The organism is Streptomyces sp. EDA2-14 (genome assembly GCF_054963755.1).
In genome coordinates, this window is the sequence record NZ_JBUEGE010000011.1 from 104,283 (window position 1) to 125,386 (window position 21,104).

The window sequence follows — 21,104 nt, forward strand, 5'->3', positions numbered from 1 at the left end:
GGCCGCCATCTTCGGCGTCCGGGGCCCTGTCGTGGGCAGTCAGCTTCAGCCGCTGCGCCTGAAGACGAGCAGTGCACGATGGGTATGCATTCGATCGCGATCGACGTAGGCGCTCATCTTGTCGAGAGTCCAACCGACCTGCTCGGACTCAGCTTGGCTCACTGCGTTCAGAGGTACTCGCGCCGGGAACACGGATGTCGTTGCGGCTCGTGCGGCCCCGACAGCACACTGCTGCCGGCTCTCGGCGAACTGCCGTTGGGCGTGGTTGAACTGGTCGCGCTCAAGGTGGTGTGTCTGGCGGGTGCAGTAGCGCCCGGCTGCGGTGAAGCCGCCTGCGGCGATGGCGACGAGCACGGTGCGGAACCCGCTGACGATGATCCCGGAACTGGAGACCAACTGGCCTTTTTCGTCGCGGAGGTGGTGGCCTTCGATCCACCAGGGTCCCCAGACGAGGATGCCGGTGCATGTCCGCGGAGCGGACGACATCTTGGCAGTGCTTGCGCCGCCGCGCGGACCCTTCGATCACTCTGAGGATCTACGCGCACATGATGCCGGAGGCGGACGGCCGGGGCCGTGCGGCGATGGACCGCTGGTTCGCGACGGATTCCTAGAGAATCTCCCCAGATTCTCCCCGACGCCGGGATGTGCACCTCGCCGCAGGGCTTCGCTGCGCCGGGAAAGGGTGACGCGACGCCAGAAGGCTTCGCGTCACCCCGGAAGGCGCGCCGTCCGGCAGGACCGGAAACAGCAGCTCAGGCTGCCTACTCCGGCGGCGTGGGCGTGTCCTCGCTGCGGTACATGGCCTGGAGGTCCAGTTCGAGCTTGACCGTGGGGCCGACGACCGCGATGCCCTTGGCGAGCATGGTGCGCCAGTTCAGGGTGTAGTCCTCGCGGTGCAGCTCCGCCGTGGCGAGGGCCGCGCAGCGCAGCTCCTCGGCGTAGCCGCCGTTGACGACGCCGAGGTAGCCGGTGTCGAGGTCGACGGTGCGGCTCACGCCGTGCATGGTGAGGGCGCCCTGAACGGTCCACTTCGAGCCGCCGCGGTAGATGAAGCGGTCCGAGCTGAAGTGGACGTAGGGGTAGTTCTCGACGTCGAGGAAGTCGGCCGAGCGCAGGTGGTTGTCGCGGGTGTTGTTGCCCGTGGTGATCGACGAGGCGTCGATACGGACCTCGACCCGCGAGTCCGCCATGTCGGGCGCGATGTGGATGCCGCCCTCGAAGCGCGTGAAGCGGCCGTGCACATGGGCCATGCCGACGTGCTTGGCGATGAAGCGGATCGCGGTGTGCGGCGGGTCGAACAGCCAGGTGCCGGGCTGCGGCAGCTCGGGCGAGCGGCCCACGTGCAACTGGATGCCGGTGAGCGGCAGCGTCTGCCCCGCGGCGACCTCGATCGTCTGCTGGAACGGCTGCAGGCCCTCGGCCGCGATCAGGACGCTGTAGCGGCCGGGCTGCAGGGTGACGAAGACCAGGCCGAAGGGGTCGGTCGCGGCCTTCGCGGAGGCGCGTCCGGAGTCCGAGTGCGTGAAGGTGACGTCGGCGCCCGGCATGGGCTGACCGAACGGGTCGATCACCTCGCAGTGCACACCGCCTGCGCCCTGCGGCATGGAGTGGACGGGTCCGGAACCCCCTGCGGAACCGGCGCGCTTACGGCGGAACAATGCGAGGGGCATAAGGGGGGCCTTTCCTGGACATCTGAACGAGCGTGCACACCTTGCCATGAACCCGGCCTGCCCAAATCGGACGGAGGCCCGTATTCCGGCAAGCGTGAACCCGCCAATTCACAAGACCCACACGTATCCGCCGCCGCCCGCCCCCTCGACGCAACCCGAATCCCCCCTCTCCTCGCATACGTTCACGTGTTCTTCGTAAAGCGTTGACGCGGCGGGAAGCCCTCTGGCAGGGTCGCGGCAACCCGGCGCCACCCGCATGTGGGACCGAAAGAGGCCCCGCCCGACGAAGCACCGATGAAGCACTGATGAAACGCCGATGAAGTCAAGCACCGGCTCCGCCCGCAGGCCCGCGCCGCACGGCCCCGCCCTGCGCCGCTTCGCGGAGACGCACTGGGCCAGGGAGCCGGTGGTCGTCGCCGACGCCCCGCCGCTGGGCCTCACCCCGGCCGACGCCCACGCCCTCCTGCGCTCGGCGGCCGCGCGTCCCTACCCCACGACGCTGCGCCTGTTCACGGCCGACGGTGAGCTCCGGGAGCCGGGGCCGCTGCTTCCGGCCCCGGCCGACCGGGACCTCGCCGGATACGCCGCCCGCCTCGCCCGCGCCCCGGAACTCGACGGCGACGGCTGGCTGCTGACCGCGGCCGACCCGCTCGGCGAGGACTTCGCGGTGTGGTCCCGCGTACGGGACGCGCTGGCCGGACTCTGGCACCACGTCGGGTGGCCCACCGTCCCGGTGACCGCCGAACTGGCCGTCGGCGACCGGCACCACGCCGTCGCCGAGGCGGGCGATCCCGGCGCCGCGTCCCTGACCTGGGTCGTCGACGGCGAACTGACCGTACGCGTGCGCCCCGAGCACACCGGCACCGAGTACGAACTGCGGGCCGGTGCGGGCGATCTGGTGCACTGGCCCGCCGGGAGCCGGCACCTCGACCAGCGCGCCGGACCCTGCACCACGCTTCGGCTGAGCGTGCCCGCCCGGACCGACTCGGCCCTGCCGATGATCGCGGACGCCGTACGCGGCCTGGCCCGAAGACGCGGCTCGTACGCCGACGCCCTCACCGCGCTCCCCCACACGCTGCCCGTGGGGGACGACGGCCGGGTGGCGCCGCCCGGCCACCTCACCGACGTCGCCCGCCTGCTCGCGGACACCCTCTCGGGGCCCGACGTCGAGCGGGCCCTGCTCGCCCGCTGGGCCGGACTCCGCTCCGCCGCGGGCCTGACCCCGGCTCCCGCGCCACGGCCCGCCGTCCCCCTCACACCCCGGCACCGATTACTGCGCGTCGCCGAGATCATCCGCGTGGCCGCCGGTCCGGACGACGCCCTGTGGGCGGCGAACGGGCACGTGTGGCCGGTACGGGACCCCGCCGCCGACCACGTACTCGCCCACCTGCGTTCGGCAGAGCGCGGCAGCACCGTCACCGACCTGGCCCGCTCGTCGGGCCTGCCCGAGCACTCCCCCCGGCTGCACGCGCTGCTGCGCGAGTTGTGCCGGTCGCGTGCCGTCGACGTCACACCGCCGGAGCCGCGTCCGTGACGGCGGACACCGCCGCGCCGATCGACGTCCTCAGCCCCGTCGACCGGTCCGTCGACTGGCAGCGCCTCGCCGCGGACCACTGGGACCGCCGGCCCGCGCTGCTCCGACCGGCGCCCGGCGCGGGCCCCTTCGACCCCCACGAGGCCTTCGAGGGCGCCGTGGCCGCCACCCAGCACACCACCACGGGCGCCGCCGAACGCGTCCATCTGACGGTGGGCCGACGCCGCCTCACCGACCCCGGCGATCTGCTGCCCCGCCCCGAGGACGGCTCGTTCCCCGCCTACGACCGACGCCTCGCACGGCAGGCCGGCGCCGCCCCCTTCTCCCTTGTCGTCCGCGAACTGCACGCGGGCCACCACCCGCTGTGGGCCAGGGAGCGGGCCTTCCTCGCGGCGCTGTGGGAGCACGTCGGGCAGCCCCTGTCGACCGTCGGTACGACGCTGTGCCACGGGACGTCGGCGCCCGCCCGCCCCGCCACGTCGCCCCGTCGGACGGCGGCGCTCGTCCACGTCCTGGACGGCCACCACCGCATCGACCTCACGGGACCGGGCAACCGCCGCTGGACGACCACGGCGCTCCCCGGCGACCTGCTGTACTGGCCCGCCGACCACGAGCCCACCCTGCACACACCCCGCTCCCCCGCCACGACCGTGCACATCTCCATCCCGCGCACCCCTTGGCCCCACTTCACACCACCGTCCACGCACGGCAGTTGGGGCACGGTCGACACCCTCGCCCCGCACACCGAGCACCCCGAGCACCCCGCCGACCTGCCCGGTACGCTCCCCGCACCCCTCGCCGCCGCCCTCGACCACCTGCGCAGGGAGACCCGGCCGGCACCACTGGCCCGCCGTCTCGCCCGCGACCTGCTGCGGCACGCCACCGACGGCGGCCTGCGCCCGGTGCCACCGCCCACCCGCCCCGGCCACTTCACCGACGACGACGCGGTACGCGCCACGGACCGCGTGCTGTGGATGCCGGCCGCCGGACACCGCCTGGTGGCGGCCTGCGGCCACGTCACCCGCACCGGCCTGACGTCCCGCGAACTGAGCGCCCTGATCAGCCGCTTGAACGACGGCTCCCCCTTGCCGATGTCGGAACTGACGCCACCCGCGCGCCGGTTGCTGGCACGGCTGGCGGGGTTCCGCGCGGTGGAGCGGCTGTGACGCCGGTGCTCCGCCGCCGCCTGTCACCCGCTGCCTGCACCCATCGACGCAATTCGCAAGAGTTCTTCGAAATACTCGGGTCCGTGGTCTTCCGTTGTCTGTCGGCGTTATGCAACAGTCCTGCACAACCGGACCGTTGACCCGACGGAGGCACAGGCCATGGCGGCGTACGACCGGGCGCGCGGGCACGATCTCGCGGGCCTTCGCGGACTCAACACCAGCGTGGTGCTGCGGTCGTTGCGCCGGGAGAGCCCGCAGACGGTCACCCGGCTCGCCGCCTCCACCGGCCTGTCCCGGCCCACGGTCGAGGCGCTGACGGAGGAGCTGGCCGGGCGGGGGTGGATCGCGGAGACGACCGCGCCACCGGCCGTTCGTGCGCCGGGGCGGCCCGCGCGCCGCTTCCGGTTCCGGTCCGAGGCCGGGCACGTCGTCGGCGTCGACATCGGCCTGAAGAAGCTGGTGCTGCTGCTGGCCCGCCTCGACGGCGGGATCGTCGCCCGCCACCGCGAGGACTTCCCGGCGGAACTGACCGGCGCGGAGCGCATCGAGCTGCTGCGTACCCGGCTGCGCGCCTTCCTCGCGGACCAGGGGCTCGGGCCGCACGACGTGTGGTCGGTCGGCATCGGCGTGCCGGGCATGGTCGACGACACCGGCCGGATCCGCTCGATGATCGTCCCGGACTGGACCGACCTGGACCTGGCGCGCCGCCTCGCGGACGAACTGCCCTGCCCCGTCCTCGTCGAGAACGACGTGAACCTCGCGACGCTCGCCGAACACTGGCGGGGCGCCGCCGAACTCGCGGACGACGTGGCGTGCGTGCTCGTGGGGCGGCGCATCTCGTGCGGCGTGATGATCGACGGACGTCTGCACCGGGGACGGCGTGGCGGCGCGGGCGAGCTGGGCATCCTGCCGCAGCTCGGCCTGCTGGCGGCCGGGGAGGCGCTCGGCTGGGACGGTGCGCGGCAGCCCGGCGAGTCGGAGACCGACGCGCTCGCACGGGCCGTCCGCGCCGAGGAGCCGGAGGCGCTCACCGTCCTGGACCGCTATCTCGCCGGGGTCGCGCCCGGCATCGCCGCGCTCGTCCTCGCCCTCGACCCCGAACTCCTCGTCCTGTCCGGCGCGTTGGCGCCGGTCGGCGATCCGCTCGGCCCGCTGCTCGCCGCGCACCTCGCGCCCCTGACCCTCCACGTCCCGCGCATCGCGGTCAGCACGCTCGGCCGCGAGGGCGTGGCCCTGGGTGCGGTGCGCCGCGCCCTGGACGACGTGGACAGCCACCTCCTCGACGGCGCGGGGCCCTCGCGCCCGTCGTCCCCCGCCCACTGACACACACCTCTCCGATCCCGCACACCTACCCACCGGAGGCGCGCATGCGCAGGAGAAGCGTTCTCGCCATCGCCCAGAGCGGCACGAAGGGCTGACCCGAGGACCGCAACCGACCGCATCACCGACCGCATCCCCTTCCGCGAAGGAGCTTCATGGCACGCCTCGACGTGGGCCTGATCGGCGCCGGCGGCATCGCCCGCGCCCATCTGCCCGCCTGGACCGCCCTGAGCGCGCGCGTCACGATCCTGTCCACCGACGGCCACGCGGAGAAACTGGCCGCCACGTACGCCGAGTCCGGCGTGACGGCGGTGCGGAGCCTCGCCGAACTCCTCGACCGCTGCACCGTCGTCGACGTGTGCACCCCGACGTACACGCACCACCGGCTCGTCCTCGACGCGATCGCCGCGGGCAGGCACGTGGTGTGCGAGAAGCCGCTCTCGCTCGACGTCGGCGAGGCGCAGGAGATGGCCGACGCGGCGCGGGCGGCGGGCGTGCTGCTGTTCCCCGCGCACGTGGTGCGTTACTTCCCCGCTTACGCGGCGCTCGCCGACGCGGTCGCCGCCGGGCGGGTCGGGGATCCGGCGGTGCTGCGCTTCACGCGCTCCGGCCGCTTCCCGACCTGGGCGCCGTGGTTCTCCGACCCGGCCCTGTCGGGCGGCATCCTGGTCGACCAGATGATCCACGACCTCGACTTCGCGCGGCTGCTCGCCGGCGAGGTCGTGCGGGTGCACGCGCAGGTGCGCGGGAAGCAGGAGGCGGGCGCGGTCGACGGGGACGTGGCGACCGGCACCGCGGTCCTCACCCACGCGTCCGGCGCCGTCAGCCACGTGCTCGGCGTGTGGGGCCTGCCCGACCTGCCGTTCCGTACGACGTTCCGGATCGCGGGCCCTGGCGGAATCCTGGAGCACGACTCCACCGCCCGTCCCGGATTCCGGGTCCTCGCGCAGGGGAAGCGCGCGCTCGGCGAGGGCATTCCCGGCAGCCCGATGACGGAGAGCCCGTACCTGACGGAGCTGCGGGAGTTCGCGGCGGCCGTCCAGGGCGGTCCTACGCCGCGTGTGTCGGCGCACGACGGCGTCGCGGCGGTTCGCATCGCGCAGGCCGCCGCGGAGTCCGCGCGCAGTGGCGCGCCCGTCGAACTCAAGGTGACCGAGGAGGCCGGGCTGTGAGGGGCGCACAGGGTGTGCGGGGCATGAAGGTGGGCGTGCTGTCGTTCGCGCACGTCCACGCGGGCGGGTTCGCGCGGCAGCTCGCCGCGATGGACGGGGTGGAGGTGCTGGCGGCCGATCCCGACACGGATCTCGCGGCGCCGGGCGAGGTCCGCGGCAAGGACTTCGCTGCCCGGATCGGCGTCGACCACGTCGACACGTACGAGGAGTTGTTCGCCTGGCGGCCCGACAAGGTCGTGGTCTGCTCGGAGAACGTGCGGCACCGGCGACTGGTCGAGCTGGCGGCGGCGCACGGCGTCGACGTGCTGTGCGAGAAGCCGCTCGCGACGACGCCCGAGGACGGCGCGGCGATGGTCGAGGCGTGCCGGGCCGCCGGGGTGCGGCTCGCGGTGGCGCACCCGGTGCGGTTCAGTCCGGCCCACCTCGCGGTGCGCGAGGCGGTGCGGGCGGGCACGACGGGCGAGGTGCTCACGGTGGCCGGCGCCAACAACGGCTACATGCCGGGCGCGCGGAGCCGCTGGTTCACCGACCCCGAACTCTCCGGCGGCGGCGCCGTGATGGACCACACGGTGCACGTCGTGGACCTCTTGGACGACCTCTTCGAGGGCTGTCCCGCGCACTCCGTCTACGCGCAGACCAACAATCTGCTGTACGAGGGCCGGGCCGCGGTCGAGACGGCGGGGCTGCTCACCGTGACGTACGCGAACGGGGCCGTCCTCACGCTCGACTGCAGTTGGAGCCAGCCGCAGCACCATCCGGCGTGGGGCGGGCTGTCGATGCAGGTCGTCGGGGAACGGGCTGCCCTGGTGATGGACGCCTTCGACCAGAAGGTGCACGGCTTCAGCGAGACGGCGCGCTCGGCGGTGGAACTCCCGTACGGAGTCGACCTGGACGCGCTGATGCTGCGGTCCTTCCTGTTCGGCGAGGGGCCCGTGGACGTCACCGACGGCGCGGCCGGGCTGCGCGCGGTGCGGATCGTGGCGGCGGCGTACGAGTCGGCCCGTACCGGAAGGGTCGTGCCCGTCGAGTGAGGGGGTGGCACCGGAGTTGGGGACGGGGTGCGAGAGGGTTGTGCAGAATGGGTGAGGCTCCGGCCCACCGCCCCTGTCCCCGACCGAGCAGGTACCACGTGACGAAACATCACATATCCGCCCCCGAAAGCCCGCTGGCAGCATTCGGCCCCCGTGCGGGAGGTGCCCGATGAACCGGGGCATCGAACTCCACGACCTGATCCTCGCCGGTGCCGCCGTGCTCGGCGGACTGCTGGCGGGGCTGCTGCTGCGCACCCTGCTGCGCTGGCTCGGTGTGCGCGCCGGGCAGACGCGGTGGGCCGGGGACGATGTGATCGTGGACGCGCTGCGCACGCTGGTGCCGTGGGCCGCGGTCGCGGCGGGCGCGGCCGTGGCCGCCGAGGTGCTGCCGCTGACGGCGCGCACGGGGCGCAATGTGAACATGGCGCTCACGGCGCTGCTCATCGTCGTGGCGACGACGACCGCGGCGCGGGTGGTGACGGGGCTCGTGCGGACGGTCGCGCAGTCCCGTGCGGCCGTGGCGGGTTCGGCGACCATCTTCGTGAACATCACGCGGGTCGTGGTGCTCGCGATGGGGTTCCTCGTGGTGCTGCAGACGCTCGGGATCTCCATCGCGCCGCTGCTGACCGCCCTCGGTGTGGGTGGTCTTGCCGTGGCGCTCGCGCTCCAGGACACGCTCGCCAACCTGTTCGCGGGCGTGCACATCCTGGCCTCCAAGACCGTGCAGCCCGGCGACTACATCCGGCTGAGCAGCGGTGAGGAGGGCTACGTCGTCGACATCAACTGGCGCAACACGGTGGTGCGGCAGCTCTCCAACAACCTCGTGATCATCCCGAACACACAGCTGTCCGGCACGAACATGACCAACTTCAGCCGCCCGGAGCAGGAGATGACCCTCACCGTGCTCGCCGGGGTCGGCTACGACGTCGACCTGGACGTAGTGGAGCGGGTGACGGTCGAGGTCGTCACCGAGGTCATGAAGGAGGTCGAGGGCGCGGTCCCTGAGCACGAGCCGCTCGTGCGCTTCCACACCTTCGGCGACTCGCGGATCAGCTTCAACGTGATCCTGGGGGTCGGCGAGTTCAGCGACCAGTACCGGATCAAGCACGAGTTCATCAAGCGGCTGCACGCGCGCTTCCGCGTGGAGGGCATCCGCATTCCGTCGCCCGCGCGGACGGTGGCGCTGTCGCCGGGCAGCGCGTCGGTCGTGATCCCGCACCAGCGGGAGGCGCACGGGTCACCGGTGGCGCCGGCTCCCTAGCCTCGTGCCAGGATCTCGCCGACCACGCGGGACGCCGTGCGCACCATGAACGGGTTCGTGTCCCGGTAGTACGCCAGTTCGTGGACCGCGATGGTCAGCGCCCAGCCCCGGCCACGCCCCCACGTCGCGTCGTCGACCCGCACGGCCTCGCGGAAGACCTGCCGCTCCGGGGCGCCGAGCACGTACCAGGCCACGATCAGGTCGACGGCCGGGTCGCCGGTGCCCATGCACCCGAAGTCGATGACCGCGCCGAGCCGCCCGCCCCACACCAGGAGGTTGCCGGGCTGCAGGTCGCCGTGGAGCCACACGGCGCGGTCCGCGCCGGGGAGGCGTACGGCCTCGTCCCAGACGGCGAGGGCCGCCGCGGCGTCGAGCGTCCCGTCGAGGCCGCGGATCACCTCGCGGGTCTCGGCGGCCCGTTCGGCGAGCGGGCGGCCACGGAAGGACTCCGGCGCCCCGGCGGTGTCGACGGCGCGCATCGCCGTGATGAACGCCGCCAGGTCCCCGGCCAGCTCACCGGGCCGTTCGAGCCGCCCGGCCACCGGGTTCTCGCCGGACAGCCAGCGGTGCACCGCCCACGGCCAGGGGAAGCCGTGCCCCGGCTCCCCCTCGGCCACCGGCTCCGACACGGCCACCGGGAGCCGCTCCGCGAGATACGGCATCCACCGCCGCGCGTCCGCCAGCTCGGGCACGACGCCGGACACGCGCGGCAGCCGCACCACCCACTCCTCGCCCAGCCGGTACAGCACGTTCTGCGTGCCGTGCGAGTCGACGTACTTCAGGGGCAGCTCCGCCCACCGGGGAAACTGCTCGTCGACCAGCGCGCGGACGAGGTCCTCGTCGATGTCCGGCTCGTCCTGGTGCAGCTTGCGTACGCCCATGGTCACCCTTCGCGAACCGGCCCGTGGCGGCACGGTCGGCCGCGTCGCGCGAGCGTAGCCGCACCCGGCCACGCCCGGCGATCGCTTTTCCCCGCGGCCCCGAAGGTCACCCGGACACCGACGGCCGCCCGTTCTCGATGTGGCCCATCAGGCGGCGGGCGAAGTCGGGCTCGTCGGGGCAGGCGACGAGCAGGTCGTACCAGCCGTGGGCCCGCGCGGCGGGGTACGTCACGGTGGTCCGGTCGCCGGGCGCCACCCGGACCTGCCGGGTGAGGGCGGCGGCGTCGGCCGCGCGGACGTAGGCCTGCGGGCGGACGGTGAACACCTTCGCCTCGGTGCCGTGGTTGGCGAGCGTGAGGCGGAGCTCGCGGGTCTTGGCGCGCACGGTCGAGGTGACCTCGGCGGTGGACGTGGCGAGGCCCGCGAACTCGCGGCGGAAGCCGTTCGGCCCCGTGACGGTGAACCGGTAGCGGTCCTTCGCCGGGGTCACGGTCAGCCGGCCGGTGCCGGTGACATCGCGGTGCTGCGGCACGTCGAACTCGCCCTCGTACGGGTAGAGCGCGAAGTGGGCGCTGGCCGCACCCGAGTTGGCGAGCGTGACCTCGATCTTCCCCTCGGTGAGCTTCGCGTACGCGTCCGGCTGGTACGGCAGCGGGCGCGCGGGGCGGGTTCCGGACTCCTGGACGGGCATCTTCTGGTCGGCCGGCGGCAGCGGCTTCCAGCGGGCGGCGGCGGGCGGCACCGTGCCCGGATGGTGGACGGCGGGCTGCTTCTGCGCGGTGTCGAAGTCGAACGCGGAGGTCAGGTCGCCGCACACGCGGCGGCGCCATGCCGTGATGTTCGGGTCGTCGATGCCGGTCCACTTCTCCAGGAAGCGGTTGACGGAGGTGTGGTCGAACAGCTCGGAGCACACGTAACCGCCCACCGACCAGGGCGAGATCACCAGCATCGGCACGCGCATGCCGAGTCCGGTGGGCTGCCCCTGCCACCACTCGTCGGGCTCGCCCTGCTCGGGCACGGGCGGCGGGACGTGGTCGAAGAAGCCGTCGTTCTCGTCGTAGTTGATGAGTACGACGGTCTTGCGCCACACGTCGGGGTGCGAGGCCAGCGCGTCGAGCACCTTGTACGGGACGCTGGCGCTCGCGGCGGGCACGGAGACGCTGGGGTGCTCGGAGTCGACCGCGGAGGGCACCAGGTAGGAGACGGCGGGGAGCTTGCCCGCGGCGACGTCGGCGGCGAAGCGCTCGGCCAGGGTGCCGGTGGGCACGCGGCGCAGGCCGCGCTCGAACAGGCTGCGCTCGGCCTTCGTGAGCGCCTCGACGCCCTCCTCCAGGAGTCCGAGCAGCCGCTCGCGCCCGGCGTCGTCGGCGTCGCGCACGAGCGCGTAGAACGACTCCATGTAGGTGTGTCCGCCGGTCTTGGCCAGGGCCTTGCGGGCGACCGCCTTGAAGGTGGCGTAGAACTCGATCTGGTTGTCGGTGAAGTTCTCCCACTCGGTGTACGTCTGCCAGCTGCGGCCCTCCTTCTCCAGGAGTTCGGCGAAGGTGGGCCAGGCGTAGCCCTGGTGCGTGCCCTCGTCGTAGGCGTCGTTGCCGACGGCCCGCTTGCCGTTCGGTTCGTCGCCGGAGTTGCCGGACCACAGGTAGTTGCGGTTCGGGCTGGTCGAGCTGTGCATGGACGAGTGGTAGGAGTCGCAGACGGTGAAGGTGTCGGCGAGCTCGTACTGCAGCGGGATGTCGGAGCGGTCGTAGTACGCCATGGTCGCCGCGGTCTTGGCGGAGACCCACTGGTTCATCCAGCCGTTGTTCCAGGCCTTGTGGCCGCCGTTCCAGTCGTGGTTGAGCGCGTCGATGTACTGCAGGTCGTGCTTCTGCGCCTCGGCCGCCGCCCGCACGGGGAACGGCAGGACTCTCTTGAGGCCGTTCGGTTGCTCGAACACCGGGGAGCCGTCCGGCAGCCGCACCGCATTGCGGTCGCCGAAGCCGCGTACGCCGCGCAGCATGCCGAAGTAGTGGTCGAACGAACGGTTCTCCTGCATCAGGATCACCACGTGCTCGATCGCGTCGAGGCCACCGGCGGGCGGCTCGGCGGCCAGCGCCTGCTGGAGGGAGGGCGGCAGCAGGGAGCCCGCGGCGGCGGCACCGACGGCGCCCGCGCCGAGCGCGAGGGCCCGGCGCCGGGACACGGGATCGGAGAAGGGGCTGGTCATGGCGGCGGCTCCTGGAGGTCGGTGGGGGCACGGGGCACAGGGACGCTACGAGTGGAGGCGGTACGGACGGTGAGCACGGGGTGAACTCGGCCCCCCGCAACACAATCAAGCGCTGAACAAATACGTGCATGGAATTGCTCGATTTTGACGAGTAGTGTGCGGCGCATGCTGGTGATCGCCGAGAAGGAAGCGCACGTATGAAACTGACCCTTCTCGGCGGCGGCGGATTCCGGGTGCCGCTCGTGTACGGGGCCCTGCTCGCCGACCACGCGGAGGGCCGTGTCACCGAGGTGGCGCTCTACGACCTCGACGCGGCCCGCCTCGACGCGATCTCCCGCGTCCTCGCCGAACAGGCCGAGGGGGTGCCGGACGCGCCGAAGGTCACCGTCACCACCGACCTCGACGAGGCGGTGCGCGGCACGGACTTCGTGTTCTCGGCGATCCGGGTGGGCGGCCTCGAGGGGCGGGCGGCGGACGAGCGGATCGCGCTCGCCGAGGACGTGCTCGGCCAGGAGACCGTCGGCGCGGGTGGCCTCGCCTACGGGCTGCGGACGCTGCCGGTCGCCGAGCAGATCGCCCGGCGGGTCGCCGAGCTCGCCCCGGACGCCTGGTTCATCAACTTCACCAACCCGGCGGGCCTGGTCACCGAGGCCCTCGCCGAGCACCTCGGGGACCGGGTCATCGGCATCTGCGACTCCCCCGTGGGCCTCGGCAAGCGCGTCGCCCGGGCACTCGGCGCCGATCCGCGGGACGCGTGGGTCGACTACGTGGGCCTCAACCACCTGGGCTGGCTGCGCGGTCTGCGCGTGGGCGGCCGCGACGTGCTGCCGCGCCTCCTCGCCGACGACGCTCTCCTCGGCTCGTTCGAGGAGGGCAAGCTGTTCGGCACGGAGTGGCTGCGCGAGCTGGGCTCGATCCCCAACGAGTACCTGCACTACTACTACTTCAACCGCGAGGCGGTCCGCGCCTACCAGGAGGCGGAGGCCACGCGCGGCGCGTTCCTGCACGAGCAGCAGTCCCGCTTCTACGAGCGGATGCGCGACCCGGCCGCCCCGCCGCTGAAGACGTGGGACGCGACGCGGGCCGAGCGCGAGGCCACGTACATGGCGGAGAACCGGGAGGCGGCGGGCGCGGGCGAGCGCGACGAGGCCTCCCTCACCGAGTCCGGCGGCTACGAGAAGGTGGCCCTCGACCTGATGCGGGCCATCGCACGCGACGAGCGCACCACGCTGATCCTCAACGTCCGCAACCGCACGACGCTTTCGGCTCTCGACGCGGACGCCGTGATCGAGGTCCCGTGCCTGGTCGACGCCAACGGGGCGCACCCCGTCGCCGTCGACCCGCTGCCCGGCCACGCCACCGGCCTCGTCACCTCGGTGAAGGCGGTCGAGCGCGAGATCCTTGCCGCCGCCCGCTCCGGTTCGCGGGCGACGGCGGTGAAGGCGTTCGCGCTGCATCCGCTGGTGGACTCCGTGAATGTGGCGCGCCGGCTCGTGGACGAGTACCGACAGGCCCATCCGGGTCTCGCCTACCTCCGCTGACGCTCCTTGTGCTCGACGGAGTTCCGGTACCCGTACGCCGCGTAGACACCCACCCCGATCAGCATCCACACCGCGAACCTGACCCAGGTCACCGGGTCCAGGTTGCTGATCAGCCACACGGAGAACGCGACACCGATCGCCGGAACCAGGGGCACCAGCGGCGTGCGGAAGGAACGGGGCAGGTCGGGCCGGGTCTTCCTGAGCACGACGACGGCGATCGCGACCACGATGAACGCCATCAGGATGCCGATGTTGGTGAGGTCGGCGGCCTCCCGGATGGGCAGGAACCCGGCGATCAGCGCGGACCCGATGCCGACCGGCCAGATCACCCGCGTGGGCACGTGCCTGCGCGGGTGGTTGCGGGCGAAGTACCGGGGCAGCAGCCCGTCGCGGCTCATCGAGTACCAGACCCGTGACACCGCCAGCATGTTGGCGAACGCCGAGGTGGTGATGCCGATGACGGCGCCCACGGCGACGACCAGACCGAGCCCGCCGAGCCCGACCGCGGTCAGGGCGCTGGAGAACGGGCTGGCCACGTCGATGTCCTTGTAGTTCTGCATCCCGAGCAGCACGACACACACCGCGAGGTAGACGAACGCGGCGATGGCGAGCGAGACGACGATGGCCTTCGGCAGCACCTTCTTCGCGTCGGCGCTCTCCTCGGCCGCCGCGCTCATGGCGTCGTACCCGTAGACGGCGAAGAACGCGGTGGCGGCCCCGGTGAACGCGCCGCCGACCCCGTAGGGCAGGAACGGCGTGTAGTTCCCCGTCTTGATGTGGAACGCGCCGGCGACGACCACGAGGGCGACGATGCCGAGCTTGACGACCACGAGGACGGTCTCGAAGCGCGCCGACTCCTTGGTGCCCCGCGAGAGCACGAAGGCGAGCAGCAGGCACAGCAGCAGGGCGAACAGGTCGACGCGGTGACCGGATCCGGTGCCGGGCGCGCCCAGCATCCACGTCGGCACGTCGATGCCGACGTGCTCCAGGATGTACGAGAAGTATCCGGACACCGCGATGGCGACCACGGCGACGATCGCGGTGTATTCGAGCAGCAGGTCCCAGCCGATCGCCCAGCCGACGAACTCGCCGAGCGCGGCGTACGAGTAGGTGTAGGCGGAGCCCGCCTTCGGGACGGCCCCGGCGAACTCGGCGTAGCAGAGGGCGGCCGCGGCGCTGGCCACGATGGCGATGAGGAACGAGATCATCACGCCGGGTCCGGCGTCCTGGTTGGCCACGACGCCGGCCAGCGAGAAGACGCCCGCGCCGACCAGGCCGCCGAGGCTGAGGGCGACCAGTTGCCACAGCCCCATGGTGCGGCGCAGTCCGCCGCCGGTCTCCTCCTCCGAGTCGTCGACGGGCTTGAGGCGGAAGATGCCGGCGCGGGAGAGGAGTCCGCCGTCGGGCCCGGCGGGGTCGCGGGGTGGGTTGGTTGTCGTACGGGACACGGTGGCTCCTGAGAGGTGTGCGCGGCCCTGCTGGGTCAGAGGACGAAGCCGTGCGGGAACGGATCGCGCGGGTCGAGGAGGTAGTTGGCCGTGGCGGTGATCCAGGCGCGGCCGGAGAACTCCGGTACGACGGCGTCGAGTTCGCCGACCTTGGTGTCACCGACGAGTCTCCCGGTGAACCGCGTGCCGATGAACGACTCGTTCACGAACTCGGTGTGCAGCGGGAGTTCGCCGCGCGCGTGCAGCTGCGCCATGCGGGCCGAGGTGCCGGTGCCGCAGGGCGAGCGGTCGAACCAGCCGGGCTGGATCGCCATGGCGTTGCGCGAGTGCCGGGCGGTGGAGTCGGGGGCGAGGAACTGGACGTGCTTGCAGCCACCGATGACCGGGTCCAGCGGATGCCGCGGCCGGTTGTGCTCGTTGATGGCGTCGGAGACGGCGAGCCCGGCCTTGAGGATGTCGTCCTTACGGGCCCGGTCGAAGGGGAGGCCGAGCTGGGCGAGATCGGTGATGGCGTAGAAGTTGCCGCCGTACGCCATGTCGTAGCGCACCTCGCCGTAGCCGGGCACCTTCACGGTGGCGTCCAGCTCAAGCGCGAAGGCGTCCACATTGCGCAGGGTGACCTGTTCGGCGACCCCGTCGCGGACGGCGACCCGCGCCTCGACGAGACCGGCTGGAGTGTCGAGCCGTACGACAGTCTCCGGTTCGCTCACCTCCACCATCCCGGTCTCCACGAGCACGGTGGCGACGCCGATGGTGCCGTGCCCGCACATCGGCAGGAAGCCGCTGACCTCGATGTAGAGGACACCCCAGTCCGCGTCGGGGCGGGTCGGCGGCTGCAGGACGGCGCCGCTCATGGCGGAGTGGCCGCGCGGCTCGTCGACGAGGAAGCGTCGCAGCTCGTCGAGGTGTTCCAGGGCGTACGTGCGGCGCTCGGCCATGGTGTCACCGGGGATGGGACCCACCCCGCCGGTGACGACGCGGGTGGGCATGCCCTCGGTGTGGGAGTCGACGGCGCTCAGCGTGCGGACGGAGCGCATCAGACGGCCTCCCCCTTCTCCAGCGAGGCGATCGCGCGGGCCATGTCGGCCTCGACCTGCGCCCGCAGCTCGGGCAGCAGCGCCCCGCGCGGCGGCCGGCAGGGCCCGCCGAACCGGCCGACCTGCTCCATCCCCAACTTGATGGCCTGCACGAACTCGGTGCGCGAGTCCCAGCGGAAGGCGGCCACCAGCGGCTCGTACAGGGCCCGCGCCTCCTCGACCTTGCCCGCGAGGGCGAGCTCGTACAGCCGGGCCGACTCGGCGGGGAACACGTTCGGGAACCCGGCGAACCAGCCGGTGGCCCCCATCAGCAGGCTCTCGAGGACCACATCGTCGGCCCCGCTGATGATCTCGAGCCCCGGCGCCTTCTCCTTGATCTCCAGCACGCGCCGCACGTCACCGGAGAACTCCTTGACGGCGACGATGTTGTCGATCTGCGCGATCTCGGCGAGCAGATCGGGGGTGAGGTCGACCTTCGTGTCGAAGGGGTTGTTGTAGACCATGACGGGAAGGCCGACGGAGGCCACGGCCTCGAAGTGGTCGATGACATCACGGGAGTTGGCCCGGTACAGGGTGGGCGGCAGGCACAGCACTCCGTCGGCGCCGTCCTCGGCGGCGACCTCGGCCCAGTGCCTGGCCTGGTGGGAGCCGACGCCGTGCACACCGACCACGACGACACCGTCGTCCCCGACGGCCTCGACGGCGGTACGGGCCACCTTGCGGCGCTCCTCGTCCGTGAGGGACGAGTACTCGCCGAGGGACCCGTTCGGGCCGACGCCGCGACAGCCGTTGTCGACGACCCAGCGGCAGTGCTCGGCGTAGCGGTCGTAGTCGACGGCGAGCCCGGCGGGGGCGGACGCGTCCTCGTAGTAGGGCAGCGCGGTGGCGACGACGACGCCACCGAGGCCGATGGAACCCTTCTGCTGCTGCGTGCTGTCACTCATGAACTGCGCTCCTCTGCTCGGGGGTTGCCAGGGGACGTGGACGTGGTTTCGGGGGTGGCGGCCAGGTCGCCCAGCCGAATGGGCCGGGCGATGGGCCGCCGGTGTTCGCTGGCCGGGGGCAGGCCCGCGATGTCGTCGTCGGCGTCGCCGGGTCCGCGCAGGCGTGCGCTGATCTCGGCGACGGTGGGTCCGCACATCCGGGCCTGGCAGGGGCCGAGCCCGGCGCGGGTGGCGAGTTTCGCGGCGCGCGGGGCCGCGGTGGACTCGTCGGATGCGGCGCGGCACACGGTGGCGTAGTCCGTCTCCTCGCACCGGCACACCACGGTCTCGTGCCGCAGCCACCCGGTCCAGCCCGCACCCACCGGGTGTGCGCGGGCCAGGCGCGCCGCGAAGGCGCGGCCCTGGTCACGGCTCGTCCGCAGGCGGCGCACGGTCGTGGTGTTCCGGTCGCCGCCTGCGGCGAGCCATCCGGCCAGCGCGCCCTCGACGCGGGCGGCGGGCGCGCCCGCGATGCCGGTGATCTCCCCGGCCGCGTACACATGGGGGCAGGTGGTGCGCTGGTCGCCGTCGACCTCGACGAACTCCCCCGCCGGGGTGGTGCGCAGTGCGCACCCCGCGGCGAGCGGCAGTTCCAGTTGCGGGCTGAAGCCGTGCGACACGCACACGGCGTCGACGGCGACGGTCCGCTCGCTGCCGGGCACGACCGACCAGTCGGCCCGCAGCCGCGCGGTGACGACCTCCTCCACGCCGCCGTCGCCGCGCGCCTCGACGACGGTGCGCCCGGTGCGGTACGGGACCCGGTGCCGCGCCAGCAGCGCGCTGTACTCGGCGAGTTCGGCGGTCTTCCCGGCCTGCGCGGCCAGCTCCCAGGGCCGTCCTGCCCAGCCACGGGTCAGGGTGGCGGACGTATTGGCCTCGAGCACCTCGCGTACCCGCGACCCGGCCTCGATCAGCGACGCGGCGACCGGCAGCAGGAACGGTCCGCTGCCCGCCACGACCACCCGGTCCCCGACCACCACCCGCTCCCCCTTGGCGAGCGCCTGCGCCGCACCGGCGGTGAACACGCCGGGCAACTCCCAGCCGGGGAAGGGCAGTACGCGGTCGTGGGCGCCGACCGCGAGGACGAGCGCGTCGGGGTCGAGCGTGTGCCGGGTCCGGCCGCCGCCGTCGGACGGTCCGCGCAGCACGTGCACGCGCGGTGGCCCGGGCTCGGCCGGGTCCGGGCGCTCCAGGGCCCACACGGCGGTCTCGGACCACCAGGTGCAGCGCGGGTGGGCGAGGACACGGCGGCGGCGTGCGTCGAAGGCGCGCCAGCCGTGGTGCAGGTGCTGTGGCCTGGCCGCGGCGTAGGCCTCGGGGAGCATCCGGTGGTACTGGCCGCCGGGCTGCTCGGCCTCGTCGATCAGGGTGACCCGCGCGCCCGCGCCGAGCGCTGCGTCGGCGGCGGCGAGCCCGGCGGGTCCCGCACCCACGATCACTACGTGGCGGGGCGTCATGAGCCCTCCGTGGCAGTCGGGTTGGGTGGTTCGTCGTCCGTGCGGGGGCTGTGGCGGGCGGCTTCGGCGGGGTCGTGGTCAGGCGTCACAGCCCCCTCGTCCCGCGCCTGCGTCCGCACCTCGTCCCCGTCGCGGGCGCGCCTGCGGCAGGCCCGTACGTCCCGTTCGGAACCGAGCGTCACCAGGCAGTCGAAGCACGCGCCGATGCCGCAGAACACGCCGCGGGGCGCGCCGGTGCGGCCGTGGCGCCAGGCGCGGCGGCCGGAGGCGAGCAGGACACCCGCGACGGTCTGCCCCTCGATTCCTTCGACGGGCTCGCCGTCGACGGTGATCGTGAGCGGTATCTCGCGCCGCTGGACGGCGTCCGTGGCCGCCGGTACGCGTCGTGGACTCAACCGAGGTTCACCTCCTCGTTCGTGGCGCCCACGGGGGCGCCCAGGACGGCGGGCCGGTCCACGCGGAACGGCGTCGCGTCGATCTCGGTCGGCCGCTCCAGGAGCAGGTCACGCACGAGCCGTGCGGTGCCCACGGACAGGCCGATGCCCGCGCCTTCGTGGCCGCCCGCGTGCCACAGTCCGGCGAGGCGCGGGTCGGGCCCGATGACGGGCAAGTGGTCGGGTACGTAGGGGCGGAAACCGCCGTAGGCGCGCATCACCGGTACGTCCGCGAGGGACGGGAAGAGGCGCAGCGCCTTGGCGGCGATCGCGGAGAGGGCGTCGGGGCGGAGCCGGTCGTCGAAGCCGACGCGGCGGCGGGACGAGCCGATGAGGACGCTGCCCGCGCGCGTGGACTCGACGACGGCGGAGGTCTGCAGGTCCTCGGCGCTGCTGCCGACGGCGCCCACGTAGTCGGCGTCGTACACCTTGTGGAAGACGGTGGGCGGCAATGGCGTGGTGACCAGGACGTCGCCGCGGCGGGGGCGTACGTCCACGGGGGCGCCGAGGCGGGCGGAGAGTTCGCCTGCCCAGGGGCCCGCGGCGTTGACGAAGACGTCCGCCTCGATGAGGTCGCCGTCCGTCGTGCGTACGGCGGTGAGGCGGCCGGAGCGGGTGACCGCGCCGTGCACCTCGCAGTGGGTGCGCAGGGTGGCGCCCGCCCGCAGCGCGTCCGCGAGGAGTGCGGCGGCCGCGCCCGCGGGCTGCACCTGGGCGTCCTCCGGGTAGTGGACGGCCGCGGTGTGCTCGCGGGTGACGTAGGGCTCGGCGGCGGCGAGGGACGCGGCGTCGAGGGGGTCGGCCCGGACACCTGCGGCGCGTTGGGCTTCGGCGAACCGGGTGAGTTCGCGGGCGCCGTCGTCGGTGGTGGCGACGACGATGCCGCCCTTGGGGTCCCACTCCGTCAGGTCACGGACATCCGCGGCCCGTTCGGACATCTCGTCGACGATCTCGGTCCACAGGCGCCGGGACAGCTGCGCCAACTCCAGTTCGGGACCGGGGCCCTTGTCGGACACGAGGATGTTGCCCTCGCCGTGCGCGGTGGTCGCGGCGGCCGGGCGGCCGCGGTCGACGACCGTGGTGGTGCAGCCCGCGCGGGCCAACTCCCGCGCGCAGGCGGCTCCGACGATTCCGGCTCCGAGAATGACCGCCCGTGTTCCGTGCATCGAACCGCCTCCGTTCGTTTCATCGAACGCCTCGGAGGCTAGGACGGCCTTTCAGGGAGTGTCAACGGATGGGCGGAGGGTGATCAAAAATTGCCTGTAGCCCTCACTCGTTTCCGGGCTTCGGGTGCGGGATCCCCAAGTGGGCGTGCTCGTGCGGCCGGTACTGGAGCAGGAGTACCGAGTGCACGTCGCCGTCGAGCGCCGTGTAGGAGTGCGGGAGGGTGGCGTCGAAGCCGACGTAGTCGCCGGGGCCGAGCTCCACCTCGTCGCCGTCCACGCGCACCTGGAGCCGGCCGGTCTGCACGATGGTGTGTTCCGTGCCGACGTGGCCGAGGGAGTCCTGCCGGCTGTCGGCCCGCACCACCTGGTCGTAGACCTCGAAGACCAGGTCGCCGAACTCCATCCGGCGCAGCGGCCGCAGATCGACACCCTCGCCGCTGAGCACCTCGACCTCCTTGGCGCGCACGACGGTCAGACCGCCGGGAGCGCGCGTCTCCAGGAGATCGGAGACCGGCACCTCCAGGGCGCGCGAGAGGCTGAACACCGTCTCGATGGTGGGGTTTCCGGTGCCGGACTCCAGCTGGGAGAGCGTCGCCTTGCCGATCTTGGAACGGCGCGAGAGCTCCGAGATCGACAGGCCGCGCCGGGTCCGCGCGTGGCGGAGGTTGGTGGCCACCATGTCGCGGACCGACTCCTGGGGAACGTCCATTGCCTCTCCCTGACTCCCTTGACAGCGTTCGCTTTAACGAACACTATGCCGCACGACGCGTCTAGTATTCCGAACGGTTTCCCGA

General features: G+C 72.8%; 18 protein-coding genes. 7 read left to right on the top strand and 11 right to left on the bottom strand.

Translation table 11 applies throughout. From position 1 onward, the window contains the following. Positions 1-45: 45 nt before the first annotated feature. Entirely contained in the window at positions 46-486 is a 441-nt protein-coding gene (locus tag ACY34M_RS25005) for a hypothetical protein (RefSeq protein WP_462720533.1), read from the bottom strand. Positions 487-761: 275 nt separating this feature from the next. Further along, the gene (locus tag ACY34M_RS25010; protein ID WP_462720534.1) at positions 762-1,670 is read right to left on the bottom strand and encodes a YceI family protein; all 909 of its coding nucleotides are present in this window, start codon (positions 1,668-1,670) and stop codon (positions 762-764) included. Positions 1,671-1,986: 316 nt separating this feature from the next. Here ACY34M_RS25010 and ACY34M_RS25015 point away from each other — a divergent pair, with 316 nt between their 5' ends. From ACY34M_RS25015 to ACY34M_RS25040, 6 genes are all read left to right on the top strand, one after another. Continuing rightward, positions 1,987-3,204 carry a hypothetical protein gene (locus ACY34M_RS25015; RefSeq protein WP_462720535.1) on the top strand — a complete coding sequence of 406 codons (1,218 nt, stop codon included), beginning with the start codon at positions 1,987-1,989 and terminating at the stop codon, positions 3,202-3,204. Further along, on the top strand, positions 3,201-4,370 hold the full coding sequence (locus tag ACY34M_RS25020; protein WP_462720536.1) for a hypothetical protein: 1,170 nt from the start codon (positions 3,201-3,203) through the stop codon (positions 4,368-4,370). The genes ACY34M_RS25015 and ACY34M_RS25020 overlap by 4 nt, the downstream gene beginning before the upstream one ends. Before the next feature lie 159 nt (positions 4,371-4,529). Beyond that, positions 4,530-5,693 (top strand): ROK family protein, encoded by a 1,164-nt coding sequence (locus tag ACY34M_RS25025; RefSeq protein ID WP_462720537.1) that lies wholly within the window; start codon positions 4,530-4,532, stop codon positions 5,691-5,693. 152 nt (positions 5,694-5,845) lie between these two features. Continuing rightward, complete coding sequence (locus ACY34M_RS25030) at positions 5,846-6,862, top strand: Gfo/Idh/MocA family protein (RefSeq protein ID WP_462720538.1); 1,017 nt, start codon at positions 5,846-5,848, stop codon at positions 6,860-6,862. Next, complete coding sequence (locus tag ACY34M_RS25035) at positions 6,859-7,893, top strand: Gfo/Idh/MocA family protein (protein WP_462720539.1); 1,035 nt, start codon at positions 6,859-6,861, stop codon at positions 7,891-7,893. The genes ACY34M_RS25030 and ACY34M_RS25035 overlap by 4 nt, the downstream gene beginning before the upstream one ends. Positions 7,894-8,062: 169 nt before the next feature. Beyond that, the gene (locus ACY34M_RS25040) at positions 8,063-9,154 is read left to right on the top strand and encodes a mechanosensitive ion channel family protein (protein WP_462720540.1); all 1,092 of its coding nucleotides are present in this window, start codon (positions 8,063-8,065) and stop codon (positions 9,152-9,154) included. Here ACY34M_RS25040 and ACY34M_RS25045 read toward each other — a convergent pair. Further along, positions 9,151-10,035 (bottom strand): aminoglycoside phosphotransferase family protein, encoded by an 885-nt coding sequence (locus ACY34M_RS25045; protein WP_462720541.1) that lies wholly within the window; start codon positions 10,033-10,035, stop codon positions 9,151-9,153. The two genes, ACY34M_RS25040 and ACY34M_RS25045, sit on opposite strands and share 4 nt — an antisense overlap. A 106-nt stretch (positions 10,036-10,141) precedes the next feature. Further along, entirely contained in the window at positions 10,142-12,244 is a 2,103-nt protein-coding gene (locus tag ACY34M_RS25050) for a phosphocholine-specific phospholipase C (protein WP_462720542.1), read from the bottom strand. A gap of 197 nt (positions 12,245-12,441) precedes the next feature. Here ACY34M_RS25050 and ACY34M_RS25055 point away from each other — a divergent pair, with 197 nt between their 5' ends. Continuing rightward, positions 12,442-13,785, top strand: coding sequence for a 6-phospho-beta-glucosidase (locus ACY34M_RS25055; protein ID WP_462720543.1), 1,344 nt, complete (start codon positions 12,442-12,444; stop codon positions 13,783-13,785). Here ACY34M_RS25055 and ACY34M_RS25060 read toward each other — a convergent pair. From ACY34M_RS25060 to ACY34M_RS25090, 7 genes are all read right to left on the bottom strand, one after another. Next, positions 13,773-15,233 carry an amino acid permease gene (locus ACY34M_RS25060; RefSeq protein WP_462720544.1) on the bottom strand — a complete coding sequence of 487 codons (1,461 nt, stop codon included), beginning with the start codon at positions 15,231-15,233 and terminating at the stop codon, positions 13,773-13,775. The two genes, ACY34M_RS25055 and ACY34M_RS25060, sit on opposite strands and share 13 nt — an antisense overlap. A 35-nt stretch (positions 15,234-15,268) precedes the next feature. After that, positions 15,269-16,270, bottom strand: a complete 1,002-nt coding sequence (locus ACY34M_RS25065) for a proline racemase family protein (RefSeq protein WP_462720545.1) — start codon at positions 16,268-16,270, stop codon at positions 15,269-15,271. Continuing rightward, on the bottom strand, positions 16,270-17,214 hold the full coding sequence (locus ACY34M_RS25070) for a dihydrodipicolinate synthase family protein (RefSeq protein WP_462720546.1): 945 nt from the start codon (positions 17,212-17,214) through the stop codon (positions 16,270-16,272). The genes ACY34M_RS25065 and ACY34M_RS25070 overlap by 1 nt, the downstream gene beginning before the upstream one ends. Further along, complete coding sequence (locus tag ACY34M_RS25075; RefSeq protein WP_462720547.1) at positions 17,211-18,710, bottom strand: FAD/NAD(P)-dependent oxidoreductase; 1,500 nt, start codon at positions 18,708-18,710, stop codon at positions 17,211-17,213. The genes ACY34M_RS25070 and ACY34M_RS25075 overlap by 4 nt, the downstream gene beginning before the upstream one ends. Beyond that, positions 18,707-19,105 carry a (2Fe-2S)-binding protein gene (locus ACY34M_RS25080; protein WP_462720548.1) on the bottom strand — a complete coding sequence of 133 codons (399 nt, stop codon included), beginning with the start codon at positions 19,103-19,105 and terminating at the stop codon, positions 18,707-18,709. The genes ACY34M_RS25075 and ACY34M_RS25080 overlap by 4 nt, the downstream gene beginning before the upstream one ends. Beyond that, positions 19,102-20,310 (bottom strand): NAD(P)/FAD-dependent oxidoreductase, encoded by a 1,209-nt coding sequence (locus tag ACY34M_RS25085; RefSeq protein ID WP_462720549.1) that lies wholly within the window; start codon positions 20,308-20,310, stop codon positions 19,102-19,104. Before ACY34M_RS25085 ends, ACY34M_RS25080 begins: the two co-directional genes overlap by 4 nt. A 103-nt stretch (positions 20,311-20,413) precedes the next feature. Next, positions 20,414-21,019, bottom strand: a complete 606-nt coding sequence (locus tag ACY34M_RS25090; RefSeq protein WP_462720550.1) for a helix-turn-helix domain-containing protein — start codon at positions 21,017-21,019, stop codon at positions 20,414-20,416. Between the last annotated feature and the right edge of the window lie 85 nt (positions 21,020-21,104).

Coding starts and splice junctions, on each gene's coding strand:
- ACY34M_RS25005 (WP_462720533.1), bottom strand. CDS start 486: ATGTCGTCCGCTCCGCGGACATGCACCGGCATCCTCGTCTGGGGACCC.
- ACY34M_RS25010 (WP_462720534.1), bottom strand. CDS start 1,670: ATGCCCCTCGCATTGTTCCGCCGTAAGCGCGCCGGTTCCGCAGGGGGT.
- ACY34M_RS25015 (WP_462720535.1), top strand. CDS start 1,987: ATGAAGTCAAGCACCGGCTCCGCCCGCAGGCCCGCGCCGCACGGCCCC.
- ACY34M_RS25025 (WP_462720537.1), top strand. CDS start 4,530: ATGGCGGCGTACGACCGGGCGCGCGGGCACGATCTCGCGGGCCTTCGC.
- ACY34M_RS25030 (WP_462720538.1), top strand. CDS start 5,846: ATGGCACGCCTCGACGTGGGCCTGATCGGCGCCGGCGGCATCGCCCGC.
- ACY34M_RS25040 (WP_462720540.1), top strand. CDS start 8,063: ATGAACCGGGGCATCGAACTCCACGACCTGATCCTCGCCGGTGCCGCC.
- ACY34M_RS25045 (WP_462720541.1), bottom strand. CDS start 10,035: ATGGGCGTACGCAAGCTGCACCAGGACGAGCCGGACATCGACGAGGAC.
- ACY34M_RS25050 (WP_462720542.1), bottom strand. CDS start 12,244: ATGACCAGCCCCTTCTCCGATCCCGTGTCCCGGCGCCGGGCCCTCGCG.
- ACY34M_RS25055 (WP_462720543.1), top strand. CDS start 12,442: ATGAAACTGACCCTTCTCGGCGGCGGCGGATTCCGGGTGCCGCTCGTG.
- ACY34M_RS25065 (WP_462720545.1), bottom strand. CDS start 16,270: ATGCGCTCCGTCCGCACGCTGAGCGCCGTCGACTCCCACACCGAGGGC.
- ACY34M_RS25070 (WP_462720546.1), bottom strand. CDS start 17,214: ATGAGTGACAGCACGCAGCAGCAGAAGGGTTCCATCGGCCTCGGTGGC.
- ACY34M_RS25075 (WP_462720547.1), bottom strand. CDS start 18,710: ATGACGCCCCGCCACGTAGTGATCGTGGGTGCGGGACCCGCCGGGCTC.
- ACY34M_RS25085 (WP_462720549.1), bottom strand. CDS start 20,310: ATGCACGGAACACGGGCGGTCATTCTCGGAGCCGGAATCGTCGGAGCC.
- ACY34M_RS25090 (WP_462720550.1), bottom strand. CDS start 21,019: ATGGACGTTCCCCAGGAGTCGGTCCGCGACATGGTGGCCACCAACCTC.